Annotated in this window: 23 protein-coding genes; 10 read left to right on the top strand and 13 right to left on the bottom strand. The window is 60.9% G+C overall.

Going from position 1 to position 26,276, the window contains the following annotated elements:
• The first annotated feature begins 116 nt into the window (after positions 1 to 116).
• From ACT2BZ_RS05185 to ACT2BZ_RS05195, 3 genes are read left to right on the top strand one after another with little or no spacing between them, the layout of a single operon-like run.
• Positions 117 to 1,262, top strand: a complete 1,146-nt coding sequence (locus ACT2BZ_RS05185) for an isocitrate/isopropylmalate dehydrogenase family protein (RefSeq protein ID WP_457939785.1) — start codon at positions 117 to 119, stop codon at positions 1,260 to 1,262.
• Positions 1,259 to 2,329, top strand: coding sequence for a Gfo/Idh/MocA family protein (locus ACT2BZ_RS05190; RefSeq protein ID WP_457939786.1), 1,071 nt, complete (start codon positions 1,259 to 1,261; stop codon positions 2,327 to 2,329). Before ACT2BZ_RS05185 ends, ACT2BZ_RS05190 begins: the two co-directional genes overlap by 4 nt.
• A complete protein-coding gene (locus tag ACT2BZ_RS05195; RefSeq protein ID WP_457939787.1) occupies positions 2,330 to 3,034 on the top strand; it encodes a GntR family transcriptional regulator in 705 nt (234 codons plus the stop codon).
• 408 nt (positions 3,035 to 3,442) lie between these two features.
• On the opposite strand, the gene ACT2BZ_RS05200 is transcribed toward ACT2BZ_RS05195, so the two are convergent.
• The 9 genes from ACT2BZ_RS05200 to ACT2BZ_RS05240 form a co-directional block, all read right to left on the bottom strand.
• Positions 3,443 to 3,850, bottom strand: coding sequence for a DUF1428 domain-containing protein (locus ACT2BZ_RS05200; protein ID WP_457939788.1), 408 nt, complete (start codon positions 3,848 to 3,850; stop codon positions 3,443 to 3,445).
• Positions 3,851 to 4,415: 565 nt separating this feature from the next.
• Complete coding sequence (locus ACT2BZ_RS05205; RefSeq protein WP_457941228.1) at positions 4,416 to 7,580, bottom strand: GAF domain-containing protein; 3,165 nt, start codon at positions 7,578 to 7,580, stop codon at positions 4,416 to 4,418.
• A 540-nt stretch (positions 7,581 to 8,120) separates the two neighbouring features.
• Entirely contained in the window at positions 8,121 to 9,539 is a 1,419-nt protein-coding gene (locus ACT2BZ_RS05210; RefSeq protein ID WP_457939789.1) for a flavin monoamine oxidase family protein, read from the bottom strand.
• A gap of 723 nt (positions 9,540 to 10,262) precedes the next feature.
• A complete protein-coding gene (locus ACT2BZ_RS05215) occupies positions 10,263 to 11,210 on the bottom strand; it encodes a formyltransferase family protein (RefSeq protein WP_457939790.1) in 948 nt (315 codons plus the stop codon).
• Positions 11,207 to 12,238 (bottom strand): nucleotidyltransferase family protein, encoded by a 1,032-nt coding sequence (locus ACT2BZ_RS05220; RefSeq protein WP_457939791.1) that lies wholly within the window; start codon positions 12,236 to 12,238, stop codon positions 11,207 to 11,209. Before ACT2BZ_RS05220 ends, ACT2BZ_RS05215 begins: the two co-directional genes overlap by 4 nt.
• 8 nt (positions 12,239 to 12,246) lie before the next feature.
• On the bottom strand, positions 12,247 to 13,257 hold the full coding sequence (locus ACT2BZ_RS05225; RefSeq protein WP_457939792.1) for a hypothetical protein: 1,011 nt from the start codon (positions 13,255 to 13,257) through the stop codon (positions 12,247 to 12,249).
• Positions 13,250 to 13,693 carry a lasso peptide biosynthesis B2 protein gene (locus ACT2BZ_RS05230; RefSeq protein WP_457939793.1) on the bottom strand — a complete coding sequence of 148 codons (444 nt, stop codon included), beginning with the start codon at positions 13,691 to 13,693 and terminating at the stop codon, positions 13,250 to 13,252. Before ACT2BZ_RS05230 ends, ACT2BZ_RS05225 begins: the two co-directional genes overlap by 8 nt.
• Before the next feature lie 20 nt (positions 13,694 to 13,713).
• Positions 13,714 to 14,016 carry a PqqD family protein gene (locus ACT2BZ_RS05235; RefSeq protein WP_457939794.1) on the bottom strand — a complete coding sequence of 101 codons (303 nt, stop codon included), beginning with the start codon at positions 14,014 to 14,016 and terminating at the stop codon, positions 13,714 to 13,716.
• 535 nt (positions 14,017 to 14,551) lie between these two features.
• Positions 14,552 to 15,745 (bottom strand): cytochrome P450, encoded by a 1,194-nt coding sequence (locus ACT2BZ_RS05240; protein WP_457939795.1) that lies wholly within the window; start codon positions 15,743 to 15,745, stop codon positions 14,552 to 14,554.
• Between the two features lie 71 nt (positions 15,746 to 15,816).
• Between ACT2BZ_RS05240 and ACT2BZ_RS05245 the strand changes: the two genes are divergently transcribed.
• A complete protein-coding gene (locus tag ACT2BZ_RS05245) occupies positions 15,817 to 16,359 on the top strand; it encodes a hypothetical protein (RefSeq protein ID WP_457939796.1) in 543 nt (180 codons plus the stop codon).
• A 263-nt stretch (positions 16,360 to 16,622) separates the two neighbouring features.
• Here ACT2BZ_RS05245 and ACT2BZ_RS05250 read toward each other — a convergent pair whose 3' ends face one another.
• From ACT2BZ_RS05250 to ACT2BZ_RS05265, 4 genes are all read right to left on the bottom strand, one after another.
• Positions 16,623 to 17,792 (bottom strand): hypothetical protein, encoded by a 1,170-nt coding sequence (locus ACT2BZ_RS05250; protein WP_457939797.1) that lies wholly within the window; start codon positions 17,790 to 17,792, stop codon positions 16,623 to 16,625.
• A 92-nt stretch (positions 17,793 to 17,884) separates the two neighbouring features.
• A complete protein-coding gene (locus ACT2BZ_RS05255; RefSeq protein WP_457939798.1) occupies positions 17,885 to 18,409 on the bottom strand; it encodes a hypothetical protein in 525 nt (174 codons plus the stop codon).
• Positions 18,387 to 18,848, bottom strand: a complete 462-nt coding sequence (locus ACT2BZ_RS05260; RefSeq protein WP_457939799.1) for a YidB family protein — start codon at positions 18,846 to 18,848, stop codon at positions 18,387 to 18,389. Before ACT2BZ_RS05260 ends, ACT2BZ_RS05255 begins: the two co-directional genes overlap by 23 nt.
• Before the next feature lie 107 nt (positions 18,849 to 18,955).
• Complete coding sequence (locus ACT2BZ_RS05265) at positions 18,956 to 19,405, bottom strand: DUF4112 domain-containing protein (protein ID WP_457939800.1); 450 nt, start codon at positions 19,403 to 19,405, stop codon at positions 18,956 to 18,958.
• A gap of 337 nt (positions 19,406 to 19,742) precedes the next feature.
• Here ACT2BZ_RS05265 and ACT2BZ_RS05270 point away from each other — a divergent pair, with 337 nt between their 5' ends.
• The 6 genes from ACT2BZ_RS05270 to ACT2BZ_RS05295 all read left to right on the top strand — a co-directional run bounded on the left by ACT2BZ_RS05270 (position 19,743) and on the right by ACT2BZ_RS05295 (position 26,165).
• Positions 19,743 to 20,141 carry a recombinase family protein gene (locus tag ACT2BZ_RS05270; RefSeq protein ID WP_457939801.1) on the top strand — a complete coding sequence of 133 codons (399 nt, stop codon included), beginning with the start codon at positions 19,743 to 19,745 and terminating at the stop codon, positions 20,139 to 20,141.
• Positions 20,142 to 20,706: 565 nt separating this feature from the next.
• Positions 20,707 to 21,561 (top strand): cytochrome c oxidase subunit II, encoded by an 855-nt coding sequence (gene coxB, locus ACT2BZ_RS05275; protein WP_457941229.1) that lies wholly within the window; start codon positions 20,707 to 20,709, stop codon positions 21,559 to 21,561.
• Positions 21,561 to 24,077 carry a cytochrome c oxidase subunit I gene (gene ctaD / locus ACT2BZ_RS05280; protein WP_457941230.1) on the top strand — a complete coding sequence of 839 codons (2,517 nt, stop codon included), beginning with the start codon at positions 21,561 to 21,563 and terminating at the stop codon, positions 24,075 to 24,077. Before coxB ends, ctaD begins: the two co-directional genes overlap by 1 nt.
• A complete protein-coding gene (locus ACT2BZ_RS05285; RefSeq protein WP_457939802.1) occupies positions 24,077 to 24,460 on the top strand; it encodes a hypothetical protein in 384 nt (127 codons plus the stop codon). Before ctaD ends, ACT2BZ_RS05285 begins: the two co-directional genes overlap by 1 nt.
• Positions 24,457 to 25,089: a cytochrome c oxidase assembly protein gene (locus ACT2BZ_RS05290; protein WP_457939803.1), complete on the top strand. Its 633-nt coding sequence runs from the start codon at positions 24,457 to 24,459 to the stop codon at positions 25,087 to 25,089. Before ACT2BZ_RS05285 ends, ACT2BZ_RS05290 begins: the two co-directional genes overlap by 4 nt.
• Positions 25,086 to 26,165 (top strand): c-type cytochrome, encoded by a 1,080-nt coding sequence (locus ACT2BZ_RS05295; protein ID WP_457939804.1) that lies wholly within the window; start codon positions 25,086 to 25,088, stop codon positions 26,163 to 26,165. Before ACT2BZ_RS05290 ends, ACT2BZ_RS05295 begins: the two co-directional genes overlap by 4 nt.
• Positions 26,166 to 26,276 lie beyond the last annotated feature (111 nt).

Consider the following 26,276-nt stretch of genomic DNA (forward strand, 5'->3'; position numbering starts at 1 on the left):
GACCCTCCGACTTGCGCGAGCGGCGCCAAGACGTGTCATTTGCGTATGCATTAATTTATGCATTGTCAACGACATTGTTTGTGGGTATCTGTCGCTCGATCAACAAGGGCCTCTGAATGAACCAGATAGCGACAGCCGCGACGCGAGCCGGGCAAGGATCGAATGTCGAGACCTTCAAGGTCGCGGTCTTTGAGGGCGACGGGATCGGTCCTGAAATCATGGCCCCCACCATGCGCATTCTTAGCGAGGTGGCGGCCAGATCGGGCGCTTTCAGGCTCGACTACGACATCGTCCCGGCCGGAGCAGCTCACTATCGCGACCACGGAGAGTCCCTGCCGAAAGCGTCGCTCGAAAAGGCGCGCGCCGCGGATGCGATCCTGTTGTCGGCCATGGGCCTGCCATCGATTCGCTATGCCGACGGCACCGAAATCGCGCCGCAAATCGAACTGCGCATGGAACTCGGACTCTATGCCGGTGTCAGGCCGGTCATTATCCGCGCCGGGCAGAACTCGCCTCTGAAGGTAGCCGAACAGCGCGACATCGATTTCGTCATCATCCGCGAGTCCACTGAAGGTCTGTTTGCCTCGCACGGCAAGAAGCGCGCCGAAAGCGACGTCGAGGCAAGCGAGACCATGGTCATCACGCGGGCTGTTTCCGAGAAACTGTTCGACTTCGCATTTCGCCTTGCCCGCCAGCGAAAGGCCGCGGGCCTCGGACCGGGCATCGTTCATTGCGTCGACAAGGCCAATGTATTCCAAGCCTTCGCCTTCTTCCGGAAGATCTTCCTGGAACGGGCCGCGCGGTTTCCGGACATTTCGGCGCAATCGGCCTATGTGGATGCTGCGGCCTTGTGGATGGTGCAGCGACCTGAAATGTTCGATGTCCTGGTGACGGAAAACATGTTCGGCGACATTCTCTCCGATCTTGGCGCGGGCCTGATGGGCAGCCTTGGACTGGCGCCCTCGGCCGATATCGGCGACCGGCATGCCGTGTTCCAGCCATGCCATGGCAGTGCTCCCGACATTGCCGGCAAGAGCGTCGCCAATCCGATGGCGATGATCCTTTCCGCGGCAATGATGCTGGAATGGCTGGCCGAAAAGGGAGGCGAAGGCGTCTCTCAGGCGGCCATGACAATTCGTAGTTCTGTCTTCGATGTGTTGCGTGAAGGCCGCTGCCTGACGCCGGATCTTGGCGGCACTGGCTCCACCGAGGATGTTTGCGCGGCAATCCTCGCGCGCTGCCTGAGCGAGCCCGCATCATGAATGACACCGCACAACAGGCAGGGAGACTGCGCGTCGCACTGGTCGGCGCCGGATACTTCAGCGCCTTCCACGCCGACGGCTGGCGTCGGAACCCGGACACCGAGCTCGCAGGCATCGCCGACCCCCAGGTCGAGAAGGCTGCGAAACTGGCCCGGGCGGACGATGGCTCTGCCGCGCCCACCCGGATATTCGCCGATGCCGAGGAATTGTTCCGCAGCGTCGAACCCGACATCATCGACATCGCGGCACCGCCCCCGGCCCATTTCGCGCTGATCGAAAAGGCGTTGCGGACCAACGCCCGGGCGATAATCTGCCAGAAACCATTCTGCGGCACGCTGGCTGAAGCGCGGCGCGCCGTCGACATGGTTGCAGCAGCCGGCAAACTGCTTGTCGTGCACGAGAATTTTCGTTTTCAGCCCTGGTACCGTCTCATTCGGCGGCTGATCGAAGCCAAACGCATCGGCGACCTCTACCAGATCACATTCCGTCTTCGGCCCGGTGACGGGCAGGGCAGGGACGCTTATCTCGACCGGCAGCCCTATTTCCAGACAATGGAGCGCTTTCTGGTGCACGAGACTGCCGTGCACTGGATTGATACCTTCCGTTACCTTCTTGGCGAACCCGATACCGTCTATGCAGACCTGCGACGCTTAAACCCGGTAATTGCCGGAGAGGACAGCGGTTATTTCATCTACGGCTTTGCTGACGGCAGACGCGCTCTCTTCGATGCCAACCGACTGGTTGACCACCCTGCAGAGAACACACGATTGACCATGGGCGAATTACTCATCGAAGGCTCGAGGGGCGTGATTGCTCTGGATGGCTTCGGCACGGTCTCGGTCCGAGACACCGGCTGCCAGGCATGGACGGCGGTCGACGAGCACTATTCGCGTGACAGATTTGGCGGAGATTGCGTCTTTGCGCTACAGAAGCATGTCTCCGATCACCTGCGGCATGGCTCGCTGATCGAGAACGAGGCTGCATCCTACATCCGAAATATGGAAATCGAGGAGGCAGTATACCGGTCTGCACATGAAGGTCGAAAGGTCGACCTTGCGGGGAGTTGAATGCCTGATATCGAGCTCGCCCTGATAAGCAGCGAAACGGCTGACAAGCCGCAGTCGCAGACCCAGCGTGCGGTGACACTTCTGCGAGACATGGTAATCTCGAACAAGCTTGCACCCGGTTCGAACCATCTCGAAACAGAACTCGCCGAAATGCTTGGCATGTCGCGCACCCCGGTGCGCGAAGCCGCTATCATTCTTGAAGGCCAGGGACTGGTCGAGGTCAGGCCGCGACGCGGCGTTAGGATCCTGCCCATTTTGCCGGCTGACATGGAAGAGATCTATTCGATCCTGACCGAGTTGGAATCGCTTGCCGCTTACCAGGTTGCGAGCAAGAACATCGACACCAAGGACCTCAAGGAACTCAGGGCTTTCATCGAGACAATGGAGACGGCTCTCCAGGCCGACGACCGCCAGGCTTGGGCCCGTGCCGACGATCTGTTTCACCGCAAACTCATCAATCTGGCCGGCAATCGCAGGCTCGAGACCATCGTTTCTACCTATTCCGACCAAGTGCATCGCGCGCGTCTCTTGACCCTCTATATCCGTCCGGCCCCGCACGCGTCGAACGCCGATCATCGCGCACTGGTCGATGCCATCGCCAGCGGCGACGCCGATCTCGCTCGCAACATCCATCGGCGGCACCGGATCGGTGCCAAGGATCTGATGATAAAACTGATTGCATCACACGGCTTCGGCGCAGTCTGACATGATCGCCGATCCAAACTATCTGGATCGAGCAAACTAAGATTGGAACACCGACTGTCGCATCCAATCGCTGAGATGAGTTGGGTTGGGCCTATGACGGGTTCGACACCAGCCTCTAGCAGCGCACCCCGGTTGGAAACCGTGCCGCAACCTCGATCCGTTGGTTGGCCAACCGCAATGTCCGCTTTCGGGCGGTTCTGAGGCGGAGCCGTATGACCGACATGAGGGCGCAAAGAGGAATGACCAGTTTGGGGCCGATTCCCGACGGTCCGGTTCTAGGCAGCGCTCGGCAGTGAGCTGCCATTTTGGGCCCGCCCTCCCGGGCAAACTTTCCTGACCAGCCTTCGACCTCATTGCTGTCTCAGAAGCGCTCGCTCCAGCCGCCTGAAAGCCGAGGAGTATACAGTGTCATCGCAGGTCGAGTTCGACATAAAATCCTCCGGCAATCAGCCTTCGGCCGTCGAACACCGGTTCTTCGTCCATCGTGGCCTTTATGCGGGGATCCACCACTACAGCCTTTACTGCCCGATCACGTACCTCGCGGCTTGGCCACTCGGTGATCGATATCACGACAGTTTCACCGTCGCCTGCTCCAGCGAGCCTTTTCATGTTGGGCAATTCGCCAGGCGAGTAATCTTCCATGGCGTCTACGGCATGAAAATCTGCAGCGTCACTCCCCTCCTCGGATTGCCAGCAATCGAGGACACGAAGCGCACCATACTCCCGGTAGACTTCAGCGATACGGGCAGAAAATGCGAGGTACGCGGCTTTGTGGTCAGTGCGCACAGGCACAATAGTGACGTCATTGAAGGCCATCGTGTCTCCACAGCCGAAAAGCTCAATAGAGGATGGATCGTCGCGGGGAAGCTGACAACACTTTTCGTTTCGAGTTCACACCAGAAGACCCGGGACCGAAGTTGCCGGCGGCCGATGTCGTCTTCCAGGCCTGCGGGAGTCTGTACATGGATGGCCGATACGGTGCCGCTATCGGACTGGCAGCTTATGGCGAACGCAAGTCGGAAGCAGACGTTCAATTGGTCGGGTCGACGCTTCTAGCTGACATGAAACTCAAGAATCTGGACATCTCGGCTTGACTTGTTTTCTGTGCAGTCAGCCAATCAGTCTGTTAAAGTTTTCGTCCTGGCGAATCGACGCCTTCACGGACAGTCTGGCCACCACCCAGGACGCATACACCATAGGGCAACCGATTGCCTCGTTCGGGCTGGGCGTGGAGAATTCCTACAAGCTGTCGAATGGTACCGTCAGGCTGCACGACGATCTTTCGGTCGCATATGCGTTCAACTCCGGAACTGACACCGTCGGCTCGTGGCCCACACCTCCAAGCTAAATTGCCGTCATAAACGCGAGACGTCGCTCTTTGCTATCGATCGAGAATGGTCCGCACCTTAGCGGCCAGTTCCTCGATCGTGTACGGCTTTGACAAAAGCTCCGTGCCGAAGTCCAACGTGCCATTATGAACGATGGCATTGCGCGTGTATCCGGTGGTGTAGAGAATTTTCATGTCCGGCTTGAGCAACTTGACCTGCTCGACCAGTTCCCGGCCTGACATGTCCGGCATCACTACGTCAGTGAACAGCAGGTCTGGAACCGATCCTTCCTGGATCGCGCAAAGCGCTTCCTTGGGGCCACGCATTTCGATGACCGAATAACCCAACTCCCGTAGCGCTTCCACGGCCATAGCGCGGACGCGGTCATCGTCTTCCACCACCATCACTACCTCGGTTGCCTGTCCGCCATGGATTGCAGGCGGGGGATCCACGACCTCGTCGATTACGCTCCCAATGGAGCGCGGAAGATAGATCTTGACCGTGGTTCCTACCGACACCTCCGAGTAAAGCTTGACGTGCCCCCCAGATTGCCGAACGAAGCCATAAACCTGGCTGAGACCAAGTCCCGTGCCTTTCCCGACACCCTTGGTCGTATAAAACGGGTCGAATGCTTTTTCGATGACGTCCGGCGTCATCCCTGTCCCCGTGTCGGTGACGCAGACCAGTACGTACTGGCCTTCGGGAATGGAGTATTCGCGAGCGTAGCGCAGGTCGACATGCGCATTGCCTGTCTCGATAGTCAGCTTCCCGCCGTCCACCATAGCATCGCGGGCGTTGACGGAGAGGTTGAGCACCGCACTCTCGAGTTGTGCAGGATCGACCTCGACTTGCCAGAGTCCGGCGCCGAGGACAGTTTCAACCTGAATGGTCTCGCCAAGCGTCCGGGTGAGCAGTTCGCTCATGTCGCCAACCAGCCGGTTCAGGTTGATCCGTTTCGGCGCAAGAGGCTGCTGTCGGGAAAATGCGAGCAGGCGCTTCGTCAGTTCCGCTGCGCGTTGGGCGCCATCGACCGCGCCCTCGATGAACCGTCCAACATCGACATCGCCCTTGGCCAGCTTGCGCTGTGCGAGATTGAGACCACTCATGACGACGGCTAGCATATTGTTGAAGTCGTGCGCGATGCCGCCGGTGAGTTGGCCCACAGCCTCCATCTTCTGCGCCTGGCGCAAATGCTCCTCCGCCTTGGTACGCTCCTGGACTTCTTCGAGAACGCGTTGCTCGAGCGTGGCATTCAGTCTCTGTAGAGCATCTTCAGCGCGCCGCCGTTCCTCGATTTCCCGCTTTGCCGCGGAAAACAGCCTGGCGTTGTCAATCGCCGTCGCGGCATGTCCCGCGAGTCCCAACAGAGCAGTTTCGTGTTCTTCCCGGAATATATTGGGCTTCGCGTGCCCGAAGAACAGGCCACCCAACACCTCGCCCGACCGAGACATCACCGGCACAGCAAGATATGAGCGAACCGGCAGGTGCCCCTTTGGCATGCCGTGATTTGGCGAGTTCTTACCGTAGCGGGGATCGAGCAGGATATCGTCTGAGCGCACGACTCCACTTCCAACAAAGGTCGGTTCGAAGACGGCTGTCGCGCGAGGCATCGGGTAGTTCTCGAAGGCCGACCTGGGAGCTCCCGAGAGAGCGTACAGCATGTAGCTGCCGCCTTGCTCGTCCAGGACATTATAGAAGAAGGCGCCGAACTGGGCGCCCGACAGCTCGACGCCGGCGTCAGTGACGGTCTGGACGATACGGTCGAGATCCAGCTCGGCAGCGACGCGGGCACCCGTGTCGTTCATGATCTGGAGGTGACGTTCGGTACGCTTGCGAGACGTAATGTCGATCACGGTGCCGATGAACCGAACCGCCTGTCCGCCACTGAAGTGTGCGCTGCCCGTCGCTGCTATCCACCGCTCGACCCCATCCTGAAGACCGATCGTCCTATATTCGATGTCAAAGCCGGATGGCTCAGCGGGAGTTAGCGCACGACGGACGGCGGCGTCGGCGCTTTCCCTATCGTCCGGATGCAACCCGGTCAGAAACGCACCCTCGTAGGTGACCTCCGCATCCGGGGCCAAACCAAACAGCGCCTTGCACCGGTCGTCCCACTGCAAATGTCCTGAGACAGGATCGTAGTCCCAAATTCCGATTGCTGCTGCATCGGTAGCAAGGCGCAATCGCTCCTCGCTTGCTCGGGCGGCTTCCTGCGAGCGGATTCGTTCGATGTGCGCCCAACAGCGCTCGGTGACATCTTTTAGCAGCCCGAGTTCGTGCTCTGTCCACTGGCGTGGGGCCTTGTCATGGATCGCCATCAAAGCGGTCAGACGACCTTCCTTGACCAGCGGCATGCATATTGTGGCCGCAATGCCTATCGACTGGAAGGCTTCCGCCTCCTGCGGCGCGAGCTCCTTTCGATTGTCGCGGACGACCAGAGGCAAGCCGGCCCTGAGCCTCGCGACTGCAAGCTTCCCGAAGTCTGCGAGGCTATAGTATCCGACAATGCTCGGAGAACCCGCGGCGCTCCAGGCGCCACGGATGGTGAAGTGGTCTTGATCGCTCTCCATATCGGCATAGGCGCAAATCGACACTGCGAGATGTTCGCCAACGAGCTGCGTCGCCAGCTTCATCAGCGCGCTGGCATCGGTCATGAGACCTGTGGCCGTTCTGAGCTGATCAAGGAATGCCAATCGTTCTGCGTTTTGATGGAGTGCTTGCTCCGCGCGCAGGCGCTCGACTGCCGTTCGGGTTCGCTGCGCCACCTCGGAAATAAGAGCGAGTTCCCCTTCAGTCCAAGCCCGGGGTTCGGCGTGATTAAGATAGAGGAGCGCGACGAAGCCACCGTGCTCGGTCACCGGCATATTGACCACGGCCTGGGCGCTGATTGCCTTCAGCGCCTCCGCACCGCCTGCGGTCCTAGGGTCCTTTTCAGCATCCTCGAATACAACGGTCTCTCCGCGTTTCAGATCGTCAATGTATGAACCGTAATCGCGAAAATGCAGTGTTCCTGCCAGACTTCGGATCCCAGGCGCGTTCCAGTCGCGATCGATGGTGATCGTCTCTCGATCCTTGTCGATCTCGCCGTAGCCGACGCGGCTGACTTGCAGCGCCTGCCCCAGAATCTCGGCGGCGGCGTAGGCGAGCTCATCCGGATCGGTGATCTCGCGTATCCTGTCACCAAGCGCAGCCAAGACGGCGGCGCCGGGCGAAATCATTTCCTGATCTGGTAGATCCGAGGCCAAGAATCCCCCCAACGTTTGCGCGACAACAATTGACTGGCTTTCTGGTTCCACGGAATTCTGCCAGCATCCAACGCAGACGGAGATCTTTGTGGCGAGTCAAGGTCACATTCATCACAAGCGTTCAAAGGTCTCATGGCCGAGACCGGGCGCCAGACACCCAGACCGCTTACGGTCGTCGCTGGACGGTCCGTTGCCCTGCGCCGGCCGTCGGACGTGGCAGGCCACCTCACAGTTGCAGCGCCACCGCCAAACCCGAATCCTGACGCGTTCGTGGGACTCACCCGGCGGAAAAGGGGTTGACAGCGGAATGGCAGCTTGTTGGCCTGACATGTAGAAGTGCAGACTTTGACTCACTGCAGCCATGAGCGTGATCCGGCCCAAAGGGGACCGAGCCTACAACGGCATGGTCGGTGGATTGGCTTGAACCGTCAATGGATCGTCTGCGATCCGACCCTTGATGCCGGAGCGGTTGGAACTCGGTCAGAGGAGATTGAGTCCACCAAATCGAACCCGTCATTTACGGCGAAGCAGACCGAAATGCCGCTCGAGGAGAGCCTCGCTGGACTCCAGAGCACCCTCCATCCAGGCCTGTCTTCTTGACCACGCCTCACCGCAGATGTGGAGCTCGCAGTCCGGCATGGGCTTCAGCGCGGTGTTGAACGCCTTGTCCGGATCGCATCCCGACGACCAAAGATGGAACCCCGCGCCGAAGGGGAACTCCTGCCAATCCTGCAGGCAGACATCCAACGGTTCTGGCACAGATCCAGAAACCCCTCGCCCTAGAACCTGCGCCATCTGTCTGCATATTTCGGCCGCGAATGGATCGCCCGGCCCACGCCATTTCCCAGGCGCGGCGTCTCGCGAGAATGCGCGCCAGTATTCCGTGCGCTGACCTTCAGCATAGGCTTTCGCGACACCCACGCCAGTGCTCCTGCCCGCCCGCGCGTCGGTGCTGGCAAGGAACAATTGTCCGATTGGGAGGTCGGAGATTGCTCGATCTCCCGCAAGCTTCCCGGCCTGCCACCAAGGCTCGTCGAAGATGATCCCGCCCGTCACCAGGGGCCATGGGGTAATTGCGCCGAACAACTCCTTAACAGCTGGAAGGTCGGCCACGCCCTCGACCGGCTTCAGCCCTCCGGGGGGCATCGCCAGAATCGTCCGCTCCGTCTCCACGCTTCGCCTATCGACGCCGTCGACACGAAAGTGGAGGGTAGACGGTGCGCCATCGCGCCCGGCTTCGAACCGGTCGAGCCGGTGTCCTGTGCCAATCGTGACGCCATGCTCCGACAGGCTGGCAGCAAGTGCGGCAGTCAGTTCCGACATGCCGCCCGCGATGGTGACGTATCGTCCACCGAACATCTCCGTCCACAGCCAGTCGAGCGTCGTCCCGGCGTTCACTGAAGCCTCGCCGACGGAATAGCCGAGCCGGTCCGAAAGATAGCGGAGTTCCTCAGCCGTCAGCCTCTGCCGCAATACGGCATCAAGGGCCTGGCCGCTGAGTTCCTTGGAGTATGCCGGTACTCCGCCCCGGCCGCTGCCAGGCAGTTCATGGGCTTGCAGTGCGTCCTTGAGCATTCGCCTGGGACTGCGCCGCAGCCAACGCCAGCCGGCATCATAGGCAAACGCTTTTCGGAAGTAGCTGCGCCTCACCTCCCGCTCGCCGCGTGTCCTGCCGCGAAGATGCAATATGGCCGTGTCCTGGCTGGTTCCGACAGGAGCGGTTGCCAGCCCGAAATGGCTGACCAGACCGTGTACGATCCTGTGGCCATCGCTGATGACATGCGCGCCGAGATCCAGTCGCACGGCGGGATCGCCGCCCCACGAAACAGTGTGAACCCGCCCGCCGTGGCGATCGAGTGCGTCGAAAATTCTTAGAGAGTGAGCTGGATAGCCGGACTTGAGAAGCCGCCAGCCACAATAAAGCCCGGCCATTCCTGCGCCGACGATCACAATTCGACCGGGCTCACCCGGTCCCGCGCCACGCGACGTAGCGCTCACGCCTTGGCCTCAGGAGGCCGAGCTTGACGCAGCAAGGGCTCTAACCCCCTGGAGGGCAACGCAATATTGGAATGGTGTAGGACACATGGCTGCTTCTCGCGGTCCCGCACCATACTAGGTTCAGTTGACCTCTGAAATCGGCCTTTTCATCTGAACCAGCGTCACAACAGTTCCCGCCGTGACTGCCTGTAGCGTGACGCGCGATCTCGTCAAGGTCGGCTTCTGATAGCTCTTCTTCATTTCCCACTCCTACACTCGTTACGCCGTCGAGTGCGGAGTCCTCCGCCCTCGCGCAAGGACCACCTAGCGGAAGGTTTTATCTGGGACCCGCAACCGAAAGGTGGAAGCCTGGAGAACTAACGGCGGCACAACAGCGCCACAGCTTCTCGACCGCCTGACGCCTACTTTTTGGTCAGCGTGATGACAGCTACGGCGGTGACTGCCTGCAGCGTCACGCGTGACTTCGCCAAAGTCGGCTTCTGGTAGGTCTTTTTCATTCCCCGCTCCTATTTTTTCACGCCCGTGGCCGAAACCAACGCATTCTGTGAAGAAAGTGATACCCCAACGGCAGGCCTAGACAATATCTCCCCGGTGGGCAACCGCCGGGCACCGAAGCATCCGAGCGCATGCTCCGACTGTGGCAGCAGCACCACACCTTCAGGTGGCATCGCGTTCCGCAATCAACGTCGCCAGGCGCTTGAATTTCAAGAACGTGCTGCTCCAAGGCCAAGCCCGACGCAGTCGAAGGCGACCATCGGCGACATCTGCGTCAACGGTAAACCGTCCAATGTCGGGGCCATGCCCGCTCGGTAGGCCGAGCTGTTTCACGATCCCGGTAACCTTGATATCTTGAGCCTCGACGAGCGGCAGCGGCACCAGACTGCCCATTGTCTCGCAAAGCACACGGGCGGTCTGGACATCGAGATGCCGTCCGATCGCGATCTTCCCGAGATCCATGCGTCGGTAGCGCGCCTCGCCCTCGTTCTGGGGTTGCGCTTCCAATTCCCCTGCCAAGTAGCGCGGCAGCGCTTCGGCGGTCAGATACCAGGCGGCCCTCGCCGCGCTAGCCGTATAGCGTGCGAAATTGCCATCTTCCGGATAGGCGATCGGTCGTGTTTCGATCACGTCGCCACTATCGAATCCTGCATCCATCCGGTGGAGGGTCACGCATGCGTTTTCCACGATCTGGCCATCCAGAACCAGTGCTTGGGTCACATGGGGTCCCCGATAAGCAGGCAGCGGAGCGGGGTGCAGGTTCACGGCTTGCGTGCCGAAACGATCAAGGACGTCCTGAGGAACACGGAACGAAAAGAAGGTGCTGATCAGCACGTCGGCGCCGGATGCTTCGACCGCCTGCAGCCGCTCGGCCCAGCCTGACAATGGCAGCACGTCTCTGGTCACGATTCCATGGCGACGAACCACGGCTGTAGTGGACCAGCGCGGGGCCAGGATCGCAAGTCGCCCATCGCGGTGCATCAAACCAGGCCGGGGGTGGCGTCCGTACCAGACTTCCGCGATCTCGTTGCCGCCATCGATCCATCCGCGCATTGCACCAGCAGCTTCGGGAACCGGACTGGCAAGGAACAGGGCCTTTCTGCCGCTCATGGCGCGACCGGGGCTCTACGCAGGAGGTACCGATAAAGATACCTCTGGGGCAGGAAGCGCCAGCGATGCGGATCCTTAGCCGAGACAACCATCGGCGCGGTTATGAGCCGGCGCTCCAGCGCTGCCGACGGGATGGGTCGAAGCTGTCGATAGAGATCGCGGCAGGCGCGACAGCCGAAGATCTCGGCGGCGAGACGCAGCATGGTCGCCACCGCGAGCTTGGAATTCGATCGTTTCGCCCTTTCGGCCAGTTCATCCTTGTCCACTCCCATGCGCACGATCATCAGCCCGTCGACGACATATTGCAGTCGCCCGAAGAGGTGAGACGTGGCGCCGTGCAGGCCCGCGAGCACCAGCCGGGCTGCCGGCGTGACACCCCCCGCTTCCGGGTCGGCATAGAGATCGTAGGTCAGCGTCTGCGCGGCACGCAGTTCGGGCGCGTGGACCATGTCCGTATGAACCTCGACCAGCGTGTTTCCGCCATAGGCGTCGGCACGGGTCCACTGCCGCTCGGTGCGCAGACTGTGCTTGGCCGACTGCATCACCTCGGCGAACCCCTGATCCCGCAGCATCTTCGACAGTTCTTCAACCGCGTCCAGTCGGGAGAGGAGGTCGATGTCGGAAAAGGTTCGCGCGTGCAGGCCGCCATAGGCAGCTTCGGCGAAGTCCACGCCCTTGACGAGGACTACCGGCAGCCCGGCGGATACGGTGCTTTCCGTGATTGTCCGTGCGGTGTCAGCCAGCAGCGCCGCCCTTGCGAAATCCAGAAGCCGCAGATCGGTTGCGTACTCCATGATCTGTGTCTCGACCTTCTCTCGAAGACCCGGATCGCCCGAGAGCAAGTCCTGAGGCGCATCGGCAAATTGCGTTCTCAGGTTCTTGACGAAACTCGGCCTGACATTATGACGGCCGGCAAGTTCGACCAGCGCCTGCAATCGTCCGGGCTTTTCCGCGGGGAATGGCGAACAGGGAAAACTGTCATTGAGGCCCGCCGGATCAGAGAGCCTCGCCAGCCAGGCACCTTCCATACCAATCCTCACCTAGCGACGACCTGCGGGGCATGTTGCTCCAGGGCCTCCGCGAGAATCCCCGGCAACGTCCGGAGCTCCGTGCCGGCCGAGAGCATCAGGGCCGGGACCCGGGCAACGACCTCCGCCAGCGCTTCGAAGCGTGCTTGCGCCTTGATCGTCATGCCGCCCGGCCGGGCGGCGACATTGTCGTGCGCCAGCGCCATCAACAGGTCTGCCTTGGACAGGCGCTCGACAACGTGGCCGCCAGCTGAGCGCTGACCGAGGAGCACGACCGCCGCCACTTCCCTTGCCGCCGGCTTGGCGGTCGACAAGCGTCCTGCCAGGTCCGCGAGGGGCACAGCCTGCTCGCCACTGGCGTCCCAACAATCCTGCATCTGCCCTACCCATGGCAGGAGTTCCGCTGTCTTCCAGTGAACCTTCAGCGCTCGTGGCAGTCCCCAGGCGAGCGCAGCGCTGCCTGCCGGGATCACCACGCTCGCATCGTCGGTCACGAGCGAAAATCCATCATGCGCGAGCGCCATGGATGTCGTCGTCTTTCCGGCGCCCGATGGCGCGCAGATCAAGATGACCCGGTTTGACTGGCGGTCGACGAGACAAGCGCCATGCAGAAGATACTGGCCGTCACGTGCAAGTGCTGCATCGATGACCGCAATGGCCGCGGAAGTGAAGAATTCGGACTGGCTGTCCGGCAGGACAAACGCTTTCGCATCCTTGTATCGGTAGGACCATGAAACGGCCACGCGGTCTTCGACAGTCAGGTAAGCCTCATCCTCGGCCTCGAGTATCCGGCCCTGATAGCCGTCAGGCATCCGGCCTTCCCAGGTCAAAGGAAAACCAGGGGGATCGGGTAACTTGTCCGTCTGGATGATCCGCAGGGAAAAGACATCGCCGCGCAATTCGCCATCGGCGACGAAGTCCGGGAAGGCGGAAATCATGCCCTCAACCCATTCGTCCGCCGTCGCCGTGACATGCATGGCGGTGCCGAGAAAATCGAAGCTGCCCGACCGGTCAGGCATCGGCATCCTCGAACCGTAACCCCTCGGGTGCGGAGCCGACTCCCTGGCCGTTGTAGCTGAAGAGCTCGACCGTCCTTACGGTGGCCGGGTTGAGCACGGTTCGCCCGTCCAGATCGACCCAGCAATGGGCGCGGGGATGGTCGCTCCTGGCGGTATCGGGGAGCAGGCCGAAATGCAGCACGGGCCTGTAGCCTGCCAGCGAGAGGAACCGAAAGGCCAGCAGACCTTCGCGAAGGCATCGGCGGCCGCGCATTCTGAGCGGGCGCGCGGTGACCTCTGTGACCGCCTGCAATATCTCTTCGGCTGAGAGCGCCTCATAGGCTGGCACCGTCCTTGCCGGTGTCGCGAAATCTAGCAGCCTTTCGAGCGGCGAGCGTTTCGCCAGCAACGGTAGGTACCGCGCGACGATCCAGAGGTGCCATCGAAACGGCAGCATTCCGAGAACCTGCGAAGCCCTCACGCTCTTCTGATCAGCTGCTGTTCCAGCAGATCCTGCGCGATCTCCACAAGGTCCGATTCAAGCACCTCCCTGTCGACATCGAACACGTCGGAGAGGCGGCTGACCAGTTCCCCGAAATCGATGCCGTCCTCTAGGGCGCCGAGGACCGTCATCGTGGTATCGTTGACCGTGAACATCTCTCCGGAATCGAGTTTCAGCAGGACGCCCCCTTCGTTTTCGCCAAGCGACTTCGCGCTCACCTTCGGCGCCAAGACAAGCTTCGTAGCTGCTGAAATCACGCCTCTGGATGGTTGCATCATGGAATGGCTCTCTGCGAATCCCAAATGTTTGTAAGGGAAAGCCGGGCCGACTTAAACGCCCAGTACGGGCCTACGCGGAAGCGGCGGGCTATGGCACCTGACCAGCGTCAAGAGGCTCGTGGAAAGGCTGCGGCCTATGCCGGAGGGCGACGCGGGCCGGTGATAAGCACCTGGGCCGTCACCGCCTGGAGCGTGACGGACGACTTGACCAGGGTCGGCTTGCTGTAAACACGCTTCATTCGCTTGCCCCTTCTGAAATGCCGTTCACTCATACCAGCGGATGATAGGTCGGGCAATGGACCTGCCTCTGCCACGTCCTCGAAAAAGAGGCAGGCAAGCGTCCAGAATATTTCATCGACCTTGCGCGCGACTCGCCGAGGCGTTCCAGTCTGCGGGAACTGAGACACATGCAAAGCTTGATGCCCACGTGGCTTCCGGCGGAGCCCGCTGTGACGATTATTGGGCGCATTAGATCGAGCTGAAGGGTCTCACTGCGGTATAGCAGTTGCCAGACTGAAACTTCCGAGTTCGATATTCAAACGCACTTTGCGCGTGCGTAGGCTTTGACAAACAGCGAGGCAATCTGGGTTGTGAATTCAGCCGCCGGACATCTGTGGTGGCCAAGCCCAAATGGGGCAAACTGGTCTGCCGAGAACTCGCGCTGCAGGAAGCGATCCGAATTGAACGTCAGGGCGTCTTCGAAGGTTGAAGCGGCCTTGTGTATTTCCCACAGGCATATTCGGACGGCTGCACCCTTCGGGATCAATAATCCGTCAAATACAAAGTCCCTTTTTGCTGATCTCATCAAAGCTATGCTCTGCTCCATTCTCAGTGCTTCTAAGACAATTGCTTGCGTTCGCGAAACGCCTGATGTCGGCGGTTGGCTAGAGAAGGCTTGCCTGAGGATAGATGGATCGTCCCCGATAAACCGGACTATCCATGAGAAAAGGCTTTGAAAGTCGCTCCTACCCATCTCGACCATGTAAATGAGATTGCCGATCGTCGTACTGTCAATGAGATCTCCATTCACGAGTCGCCCTAAGACACTGTTGGAATCTATCCCTATTTCTCCATTAGCGTCAGTAATCAGCGCAAACAGTCGGTTGTAGATTATCTTGAAAGCTGCCCTCTGGCTGGGGCCAATCTTCCACACAAAGCCATCCGGGCCCATTGCGCGGAATTGCTGCTCGATCTCTTCGAACGCTGCTGTATGCGGCCTAACACCCAATAGTGTTCTGATAAGCACCCGCAGCGCGATCTGCTCAAGGACCCGCTGGACCGCAGTTTCTGTGCCACCGTCCAGCATCCCGGTCACACCCTGACCAATGATGACGCAAACATCGGTCACCGCAGAGGGTGCAACGGAGCCTGCCATCGCACGCGAAAACAGCTTGCGATAGGTCTTGTGGTCCTCCCCTTCCATCGTCCGGAGGAAACCTTTCGGGACGATGGACTTGAGGTCGATCGAAATTGAGTTCAGGTCCTCACGGTGCTGCGCCAACAGGCGACGAGCAGTCGCTAAATTGAGCACACATATATGGACCCTGTCTCCCCAAACGGTGGTAAAGATGGAACAACCATTTCCGGCTTTAGTGATCAGCACCTTGCGGTCGCTGGCTTGCAGTGGATCAATCGTGACAAAGTCGCCCGGCGGAAGGGGGAGGCGCTTCCATCCGGACTTAATTTTCGCGATGGCTACGCGACGTTTAGTTTTCCAAGAATTCCTCATATTGTCCCTTAAAAAGGGCACTTTGAGCTATCACACGAATTCGTACAAAACGTGAGTATCTGGCTTCGCCGATGCCAGCAACCTCCAGTGCATCCCTAGTTGATCTCGTCGATTCCGCATCCGAATTTTTCGCTCTACTGGCCGGACACCGCTTCTTCATCCTCTCGACGTCATACGTCATCCCAAACTTCCTGACTGCGGTCCAGGGGTTCGACAGCCTGCAGATGGGTCGCGTCCTGCTGGGGATCGTTTTGCCTCAGGTGCTGCTCGTCGTCCCGTTGGCCTTCGTGCTGGCACGCATCGATCCGCACTGGGTACTGGGCGCGGGTACTGCCCTGATTGTATTGGCCTGCCTGATGGCTGGCCAGCTAACCTCCGTCTGGTCGACGTCGGACTTCCTGTATTCCCAGGTACTTCAGGCCGTCGGTCAGTCTTGCGCCCTTACCAGTCTGGTCGTCATCACCACCCGTATCATCACGCCGGCACAGGCAGTCACGGGGGGCCTTCATGCAGACCAGCAGACTGCTCGGCGGCGAGGCCGGAGTGTCGTTCATGCAGAGCTATCTCTCGCAGCGCGAGCAGGTTCACTCCAATCTGCTCGGACAGCATTTTGACGGCCCAAGGAACCGCCACCGCCGCGCGGCTGCAGTCCTACACCGAAGCACTGCGGGCCCGCATCGCAGACGCGGGCAACACAATGCAACTTTTGTCATGCTGGGATCGGCCGTGCGCAAACACCCCGGAATGGATCAACTGCGTCAGAGGCCCGGAAATCTCGCCGGTTGATGCTCCTGTCGGAGACTGGATCCTCGCCAGCCAGTTCTGCAAGGAATTGAGCCAGTTTAGCCGGCACGATTTTTTGCGCCAACGCGGAAGTTCACTCGAGACGCACGAATGTGACTTCATCGAGAGCCGCACAAGACCCCTCGGTCTCTGCCAGTATAAAGCCGTTCGGAAGCGGGTTGACTGCACAATGCATGGGGAAGAAGGCATCGCCGATGTCGCCGACCGCATCATCGAGTATCAGCGCACTCTCACTCACTGAGAATCGACCTGTGACATTCTTCCTGCCCGATTTGTCTGTCATGCGGAAACTACCATCTGACGCAAAGTAGGCTTGCACCGGACCTGCCTGATACTCGCCGGGGGTGACTTGGCCTTCCGCGTCGTCTCCTAAGGCTGTCTGTCCCATCGACTGGTGCTCCGCGATCCGTTGCTCGATGTCGACGAGTTCGCTGCTGCGCTGTTCGAGGATTGAAGCGACTTCGCTCACTTGGTCTTGAAGCGATTTTCTCTGCTCTTCAGCGGCACTGATGTCTGATATCGCAGCGTCGCGTCGTCTGGATAGCTCTGCGATTTCCTTCTGCAGTTCAGTCCGTTCTTCGGCGATTCGGCTAAACTCCAGTCGTGCGGCTTGTAGCGCATCCTGGGTGGCGGCTTCAGCTTCACGGACCTTCTGAACCCGGGCCTCGGCACCAGCGGCCTCTTCGGCCAGCCGAGCCGCCTCGTCACTCAATTGGGCCACGTTCTGGCGAAGCTTTTGCTCTTCGTTTCTCGCAGCTTCGACCCGTTCTCCAATTTCAGTCAGGGCCTTTGACTGGCCGGCGATGTCTGCCTGCGCCTCTTCGAGTGACGATTGGCGCTTGCCGAGTTCGGCTTCGGTATTCTCAAATTCGGTCCGAATTTCTTCCAGCAGTTGGGTTTCCGATTCCACGGAAGCTTCCAACTCTGTCAAGCGCGCTGTGGACTGCTCCAGTTCCTTCTCGACGGCCGCCTGCCTTTCCGTCGCTTGAGAAAGTTGCGACCCTGCCTCCTCCGTCTGGATGCGAAGGTCCGCCAGATTGCCGGCGGCCTGCTTCTGCGCGGCCAATTCGGACTGCACGGCTTGCAACTGAGATTGCCTGTCAGACAATTGCGCTTCGGCGTCTGTCAAGTCGTCAGCGTAAGACAGCCATATGCCGATCAATAGCACCCAGCCGAGCCCAGCCAAGGCTGCTAGCGTGATGGGGACTGGACGTTTCATCTCGGACTGAAAGGAATTGGTCATTTCGCACCCCACTTTTCCCTAATAACGGGTAACAGTGGCGGAGCAAATTCGGTTCCAATTGTCCAAGCGCGTGGCCGGCAATTTGAATGCGGCTAACAACCTGCTGGCTTCAGCGATTTCACCATTCGTACCACAATTGGATCGTAGTGCAGCTTCTCGCCAAAATCATAGTCCAGTTGGAAAAAGCCGGCCCTGCTATCGCATACTGCGACTGCCCGGAAATAGCGAATGCGACCATTCCTGGTCCCGGAATAGCTTGCCCAGGTAGGGGTGATGCGCCGGTAGGAAACGTTCCAGCCTTGGGCCTCGTCGGACCTGAGTTGCGCTCGAACGGCAGCTTTGAATTCTTGCAGGGGAAGGTTGTCTCCCCATACCGCGAGATACCCGCTCTCTAGCGTCTGGAACGTAGCACCTTGGCCATCTTCAGTTGTGTTTGCTAGTTCGAAACCGGGCGGTACTTCGAAGATGACACCAAGACTGCGAAATCCAAACGGTTTCCATTCCGGGGAATCCGCCGGGACCGCCGGCGAACTGGCTGCCAAAGTTGCGGCTATCGCTAGGGTTGTCCAGGCGAGGACTCTAATCCATCGCCGATCACGTCCGTGCAGGTACATCATCGAGCAGATTTTCCCGGTCGGGCGCAGAGCCTGCGGCTAAAGTTCCGTCCGGTGTCAGTGCATCTACTGCTTGGGGCAGATCCCGCGTAATCCGAGAAACAAGCTCATCGCGTGACAAGCCTGTTTGCCTCGATAGGGATGCGAGCGTTTCCTCATCAATCGCGGATTCTACTTCCGGGACTCCGATGGGTTCGTTCGGCCCATTACGAACCCAGGAGTCAACCTTCGAAGCCGATCCACTCTGCCGGAAACGATCGAGTACATCTCCCAGCGCAGTGCCGGAGACGCCTTCTGACAGTTGGTCCAATATACCACGTTGCGGATTGTTCGGGTCTGCGCCCTTCCCCATCCCGCGGATAGCATCCCCAATTTTGTCGCGGTTCTGATATGCAAGAATGCCGAGAAGTCCAATTGCCAGTCTGCCGAGATTTGCCATCATTCATCTCCCTGTCCGCAGGAGAATTCCGGGGAATGTCGAAAGTTCCGTCGTGCAGTAATATCCACAGATCGCGTGGATGCGGCTGAACCCATCTGATTGAGCGTCTGCTACGGCCAGGGGTCTGCGCTGCGGTCCAGATGGCGACGCAATAGCCGCATGTTGCGATTGTTGGCCTTGAAGTAGATGTCAAACACCGACCCGAGGAGCGGGACACTTCCAATCAGCGTGTCCAGCAAGACGTTTGCGATCATTCGTCCCAGCAAGGCCCTTTCGACTCCCAAGGCCCGAGCGCGAGTTAGGATGTAGACCGAAATCAGTGCCGAGGCGGAGTCGCCAAGGATGGGGACAAGACCAACCACGGCATCCAAGCCAAACCGGATCGGTGTGCCAGGAATACTCCAGCGAGAATCCAATAACCTGGACAGCACCTCAAGGTCGGCCACCACGGTACCTTGGCGATCGACGGTCGTCTCACTCTGTATTTTTTTGGCTTTGCGTCTCTGGGCGGGGCTCAGATCGCCTCGCGGCCCTGCCGTATTCACATTGGCTGTCATCATCGCTCCTCCAACTGCAACTGAAGCAGGCTGGCGGGCAAAAGTTCCCTGCACGCAAATTGCGCCCTTGCGCTATGACGCACCTCTGCTGATTCCTCTCATCTGCTTGGCTTTTCATGGGTTGTGAGCACACTGCAAACGGTGGTTTGCAGTTTGAACACGAGGGCCAATTCCATGTTGCAGTGCGCAATCGCCTACTACAGGGTCTCAACCCAGCAGAATGGTCCTCAGATCTTGGTCTAGATGCTCAGCGCTCGGCCGTTCAGCGATTTGCAGAGGCCGAGGGGATGAAGATCGGTGCTGCCTTCACGGAGATTGAGACCGCAAGGGAGCACACGCATTGGAGCGACGCCCCCAACTCGCCGCGGCACTTTCCGCAGCGCGCCGGGCCAACTGTCCGATCGTAGTCGCTAAGCTTGACCGGCGGTCACGCGATGTCGCATTCATCTCAGGCCTGATGGCTCAACGCATCCCCTTCATCGTCGCTGAACTCGGCGCTGATGCCGAGCCATTCATGCTCCATCTCTATGCCACCCTCGCCGAAAGGCAACGCCGGCTGATCACTGAGCGTACCAGGGCGCCCTTGCCTCTCGTAAGACCAACGGGGCGAAGCTGGGAAATCTGGCCGCTGCGGCGGCTGCCAAAGCGGGTGCCGTGTCGATTAAGGCTGACCGTTTCGCCCACAGTGCTGCCGATCATCGCGTCCGCGCCCGATCGTGGCAGGCCGCGAACCTGCTGAGACACCTTATAACGCTCTGCGATTCTGCCATTAACAGCAGAATATTCTTATTAGAAAGCCGATAATTGAGCGACAGCGAGTTGCCCCGCTCACAGCGCGTCTCGGTCTTATCTGATGGCCCGGGCGACCATGCTGTTCCCAGGGAACCGCGGCAGGTGATCGGTCCGCCGATCCTCGGCACGCCCATCACGAATGGCAGCGGGATCGGCGACAGACCAGACACCGAACGGTTGACGTGCAAGCAAGGTCCGGTTCCAAAGGGGGGCTCACGTGACTTGCTGATGAAATCAACCCTGAACTGGAAGTCATGAGGAACATTTCTGACTGATCCAAGTTTCGCACGAGGCTCCAAGAAACGCCTTTGAGAACCAAAGTGCTTCTGCCCGCAGAACGGGAGGACGATATAGAACCAAGCCTCAGAGTAGGATCCAAAAAATCTTATGAGCTTCCGAGTAGCTTTGTGGTTCTTTGTTTTGCAGGCATGCTTGCCGGTTGCGGTGGCGCGCAATCCGCGCTCGACCCGTCAGGCGACGAGAGTATTATCGTCGCAAAACTCTTCTGGGTCATGACCGTAGGCAGTACCGCCATTTGGCTTGCGGTGATTGGCACGATGATGTTCGCAATTTCGCGGAGACGCCGGTCGCTTAGCGATGCAGGCGCCGGTCGGCTCATCCTGTGGGGCGGGGCGGTCTTTCCCTCGGTCACACTGCTCTTCCTGCTGGGTTTCGCGCTATGGCTGATGCCGGGCCTGCGACCGTTTGCGGCGCCCGCCGATGCCTCCCTGAGGGTCGACGTGACCGGCAAGCAGTTCTGGTGGCAGGTCGCCTATAACCTGCCGGACGGCAGCCGCGTGCATGCCGCCAACGAAGTCAGGCTGCCGGTCGGCAAGCGCGTCGAGTTCGCACTGGCGAGCGACGACGTTATACACTCGTTCTGGATACCGGCACTCGGCGGCAAGATGGACATGATCCCCGGGCGCACCAACCGGCTTTCGCTGCTTGCCACCAAGCCCGGAACCTTCCGCTCTCCCTGCGCCGAATTCTGCGGCACGTCGCACGCCCTGATGGCACTCTCCGCCGTCGCCATGGAGCCGACCGAATTCGACGCCTGGCTTGCGGCTCACGCGCGGCCGGCAGCTGGCGCGACCGGCGAGGGCCGTGAAGCCTTCCTGCGCAATGGCTGCGGCGCCTGCCACCGGGTCGATGGAACCGAGGCCAATGCCACCATCGGTCCCGATCTCAGCCATGTCGGCTCGCGGCTGACAATCGGCGCCGGCATCCTGCCCAACACCGAAACTGCGATCGCCCGCTTCATCGCCGATCCCGGCGCCATCAAGCCGGACGCGAAAATGCCAGCGTTCGGCATGCTGCCGGCGGAAGAAATCGCGGCCATGGCCGCCTGGCTAAAGGGGCTCGAATGATGCAGCCGGCTCCGAGGCTTCCTGAGCAGGAACGATCGGCACAGGCCGACCAGCTGCGCGATGCTTGGGCGGCGCCGACCGGATGGCGTTACTGGACCAGCGTCAACAACACCCAGGTCGGGCTCTGGTACGCCGGCTCCGCCTTCTTCTTCATGCTGTTTGCCGGAGTGCTGGCGCTGATGGTTCGCGTCCAGCTCGCCGTGCCCGACAATGACTTCCTGTCTGCCGATCTGTTCAACCAGGCCTTCACGCTGCACGGCACGGTGATGATGTTCCTGTTCGCCGTGCCGATCTTCGAGGCCGTGGCGATCTTTCTTCTGCCGTCGATGCTTGGCGCCAGAGAACTGCCATTCCCGAGGCTCGGCGCCTTCGGCTTCTGGAGCTTCCTGCTCGGCGGCATCTTCGTCTGCGGCTCGATCTTCTTCGATGCGGCGCCGTCCTCGGGTTGGTTCATGTATCCGCCACTCGCCACCGACAAGGAGTTCTCCGGCATCGGCGCCGATATCTGGCTGCTCGGTCTCTCCTTCATCGAGGTCGCGTCGATCGCCGCGGCGGTCGAGATCATCGTCGGCATCATGAAATGCCGGGCGCCCGGCATGCGCATCAACCTGATGCCGCTGTTCGCCTGGTACCTGCTGATCGTGGCCGGCATGATCCTGTTCGCCTTCCCGCCGCTGATCGCTGGCGACCTGCTGTTCGAGATGCAGCGCATGTTCGACTGGCCGTTCTTCGATCCGTCGCGCGGCGGCGACCCGCTGCTGTGGCAGCACCTCTTCTGGATCTTCGGGCACCCGGAGGTCTACATCATCTTCCTGCCGTCGATCGCGCTGATGGCGATGATCGTGCCGACCTTCGCGCAGCGGCCGATCGTCGGCTACTCGTGGATCGTGCTCGCTGCCGTCGGCACCGGCTTCCTGTCCTTCGGCCTGTGGGTGCACCACATGTTTACCACCGGACTGCCGCAGATATCGCTGGCCTTCTTCTCGGCGGCGTCTGAGGCAGTCGCCATCCCGACCGGCGTACAGATCTTCGTCTTCATCGCCACGATGCTGGCTGGCCGCGTCATCTTCTCGACGCCGATGCTGTTCGGCACCGGCGGGCTGGCCATCTTCGTCATCGGCGGGCTGACCGGCGTTATGGTGGCGCTGGCGCCGTTCGACTGGCAGGCACACGATACCTACTTCATCGTCGCCCACCTGCACTACGTGCTGATCGGGGGTATGCTCTTTCCTGTCGTCGCCGGCATCTACTACTACTATCCGCTGCTCAACGGCAGGAAGCTGTCCGACGGGCTCGGCCGGCTCGCCTTCTGGCTGATGTTCGTCGGCTTCAACGTCGCATTCTTGCCGATGCATCTGACCGGGTTGCGCGGCATGCCCCGCCGCGTCTTCACCTATCCGGACGAGCTTGGCCTGAACCTGTTGAACCTGGTTTCAACTGTCGGCGCCTTCGTCTTTGCGGCAGGCGTGCTAGTGGTTGTGATCGATGTCCTCAGGCCGAAACACCAGCAGCCCGTCGGCGAACGCAATCCTTGGAATGCCGGGACGCTGGAATGGATCAACGAGCCGCAGCACAATTGGGGCGTGCGGTCCATTCCCCAGATCTCGAGCCGCTGCCCGCTCTGGCAACAGCCGGACCTGGCCGAGCAGGTCAATGACGGACGCTGGTATCTCGCCGACGCCCCGCATGGCCGGCGCGAGGGCATGATCACCTCGGTGCTCGACGCCCGGCCGATCCAGGTTCTGCGCGTCGCCGGACCGGCGCTCATCACCATCGCGGCCGCCGCCTCGCTTGGTGGGGCATTCGTCGCCATGACCTTCCATTGGTGGCTTGCGACAGCCTTGTTCGCCGCCGTCTCTTTCAGCGCCATTCTCTACTGGCTGTGGACGGGCACGGGCGACATTCCGGACCAGGCGACCAGGCGCGCCGGTCCGGATCTCGACCTGCCGCTTTATGCCTCTGGCCCGGCCTCGGTCGGCTGGTGGGCAATGTTTATCACCATGGTCGGCGACGGCACGGCATTCGGCAGCCTGGTGTTCGGCTATTTCTTCTACTGGACGATCCACAGCGATTTCACCGCCGGCGCTGCCGGGCCCGGCGCCACATGGCCGATGATCGCGCTTGCACTGTTCGCCTGCAGCTGGGGGCTGACCGTCGCGGCACGGCAACTGAACGGCCGGGCAATGGTCGGCGCCATGCGGCTGGCGCTCAGCGTCGCCGCGGTGCTAACCGTTGTGGCGGCAATCGCCGGGTTCCAAGGCCCCTGGCAGGCCGGCATGGACCCGACCGAGCACGTCTACCCGGCCATCGTCTGGATCCTGATCGCCTGGACCCTCGTCCATGCCGCACTCGGCACCGTCATGCAGCTGTGGTGCCTGGCCGCCAGTTTTGCCGGTCGGCTAACCCCGGCGCATGACCAGGACATGCACAACGTGACGCTCTACTGGCACTTCATGATGGTAACCGCACTGACGGCTTTCGCCGTCGTCGGCCTGTTCCCGATGGCGGTGCCGTGATGGTCCGGCTGCTCCCCCGCGAAGTCGAATCCCTGTGGACGCTGTTCACGGCGCCGATCGTCTGGGCGCTGCATTTCCTCATCTGCTATGTCGGCGCGGCGATCTACTGCGCCAAGCCTGGCTTGCTGGGGCTTGATTTCGATGACGTGCGGCTTGGCATCGGCATCGTCACGGCGGTGGCGCTCGCATTGATCCTGCTCTCGACACTGCTGGCGTGGCGGCAATGGGGTTTTGGCACCTACGACCCGCCGCATGACGACGCCACCGCGCATAGCCGGCGCCGCTTCCAAGGCTTTGCGACGCTGTTGCTGTCGGGATTGAGCTTCGTGGCCGTGGTCTTCGTGGCGCTGCCGGCCCTATTCATGACGGAGTGCCTGCGATGAGGCGGCTGCTCCTATCCGGCGGGCTTGCGGTGCTGGCCTGTGTCTGGGGCGGTCCGCTGCTGGCCGCCTGGCGCGACAGTTTTGCCGCGCACATGCTTGCGCATATGGGCGTTGTCGCCGTGGCGGCGCCGCTCATCGCCGCGGGACTGGCACGCTCCTCCGGCTGGCCGCTGACGGCCATTCCTGCGCTATCCTCCGGCGCGGTGCCGGTCGTTGCTGCCCTGCTGGAGTTCATCGTCGTCTGGGGCTGGCATGCGCCGGCGATGCGGGCGCTGGCGGAAGCGTCGCTTGCCGCGACCGCGATCGAACAACTCATGTTCCTCGGCTGCGGCCTGGTGCTGTGGACCGCGGCCTTTCGCCAGGGCCACGAATTGGCGGGCGCCTTCGGACTGCTGCTGACCTCGATGCACATGACGCTGCTCGGAGCATTGCTGGCGCTCAGCCCGCGCCCACTTTACGGCCTTGCGGACGTCACCTGCTTTGGCGTGTCGCTCGGCGCTGGCCTCGACCAGCAGATCGGTGGCGTCGTCATGCTCGGCGTCGGCGCCGCCGTCTATCTTGCCGGCGGCATCTTTCTCGTCGCGCGCATGCTCAACCATGACGCTCCGACTGCGGAGGTTGTCCGATGATCAGGATCAACTGGAAACATGTCGCTGTCGCACTTGCGGTGCTGCCTTTTGCGGCGGTGCTGTTTGCATGGATCGGCTTCTTCAATGTCGGGGCCTCCACCGGCCACTGGAAGATCACCGACTGGTTCCTGCATTTCGCCATGCGCTCGGCCGTCCGCACCTACGCGCTGACCGTTGATGAACCGGAACGCCTTCCGGTCGAGGCGATCAAGCCGGCGGCCGGCCATTTCGCACGCGGCTGCGCCATTTGCCATGGGTCGCCGGGGGAACCGCGCTCGCCCGCTGCGATGAACATGCTGCCGCGACCGCCGGATCTCTTCTACTCGGTGGGTGAATGGCAGGACGCCGAGCTCTTTCGTATCGTCAAGCACGGCGTGCGCTTCACCGGCATGCCGGCCTGGCCGACCCAGAACCGCGACGACGAGGTGTGGGCGATGGTCGCCTTCCTGCGCACGCTGCCCGACCTGGAGGCCGGTGCCTACCGGCAACTCGCTTATGGCGAGGCCGGCGCTCCCGAGTTGCACACCACCTCGTTCAGCGAGGCGGTGGCCGAATGCAGCCGCTGCCATGGCGAGGACGGGGCCGGCGGTGGCCCGGCGACACCGCTGATAGCTGGTCAGAGCGAGGCCTACCTTGCCGCCAGCATCAGAGCATTTGCCGAAGGCCACAGGGCCAGCGGCTTCATGGCCCTGCCGGCGGCGGCCGTGGATCAAACCGATATCGACGCGCTGGCAAAGCACTTCGCGGAATTGCCTTCAGCGTGGGAGGACCGGGGCCAAGAAGCGCCGGAGGGAAGCCTGGCGCGCGGCGAACGCATCGCCCGTGCCGGCGTCGCTACGGAAGGCGTGCCGGCCTGCCTCGGGTGCCACGGAGAGGACCGCAATCCGCTCTACCCCCGCATTCGGGGTCAGCGGCAGGAATATCTCGCGCAGCAACTGCGGCTGTTCCGCGCCGGACGACGTGGAGGCGGTCCGTTCGGCCACCTCATGACCCATGCGGCCAATGGACTTCAAGATCGAGATATCGTCGATCTCGCGGCTTACTTTTCAGTTCAAACGACGCCGGATCCGCAATAAAGCGGATCTACCAAGTGGTTTAGAGATCGTAGCGCTCCAGCAGATCACGCCACGGTCCTCCCGACCGCGCAAGGGCCCAACGGGAAGCGTGACAAGACCGCTGACTCAAGC

Source organism: Mesorhizobium sp. 10J20-29 (assembly GCF_054130485.1).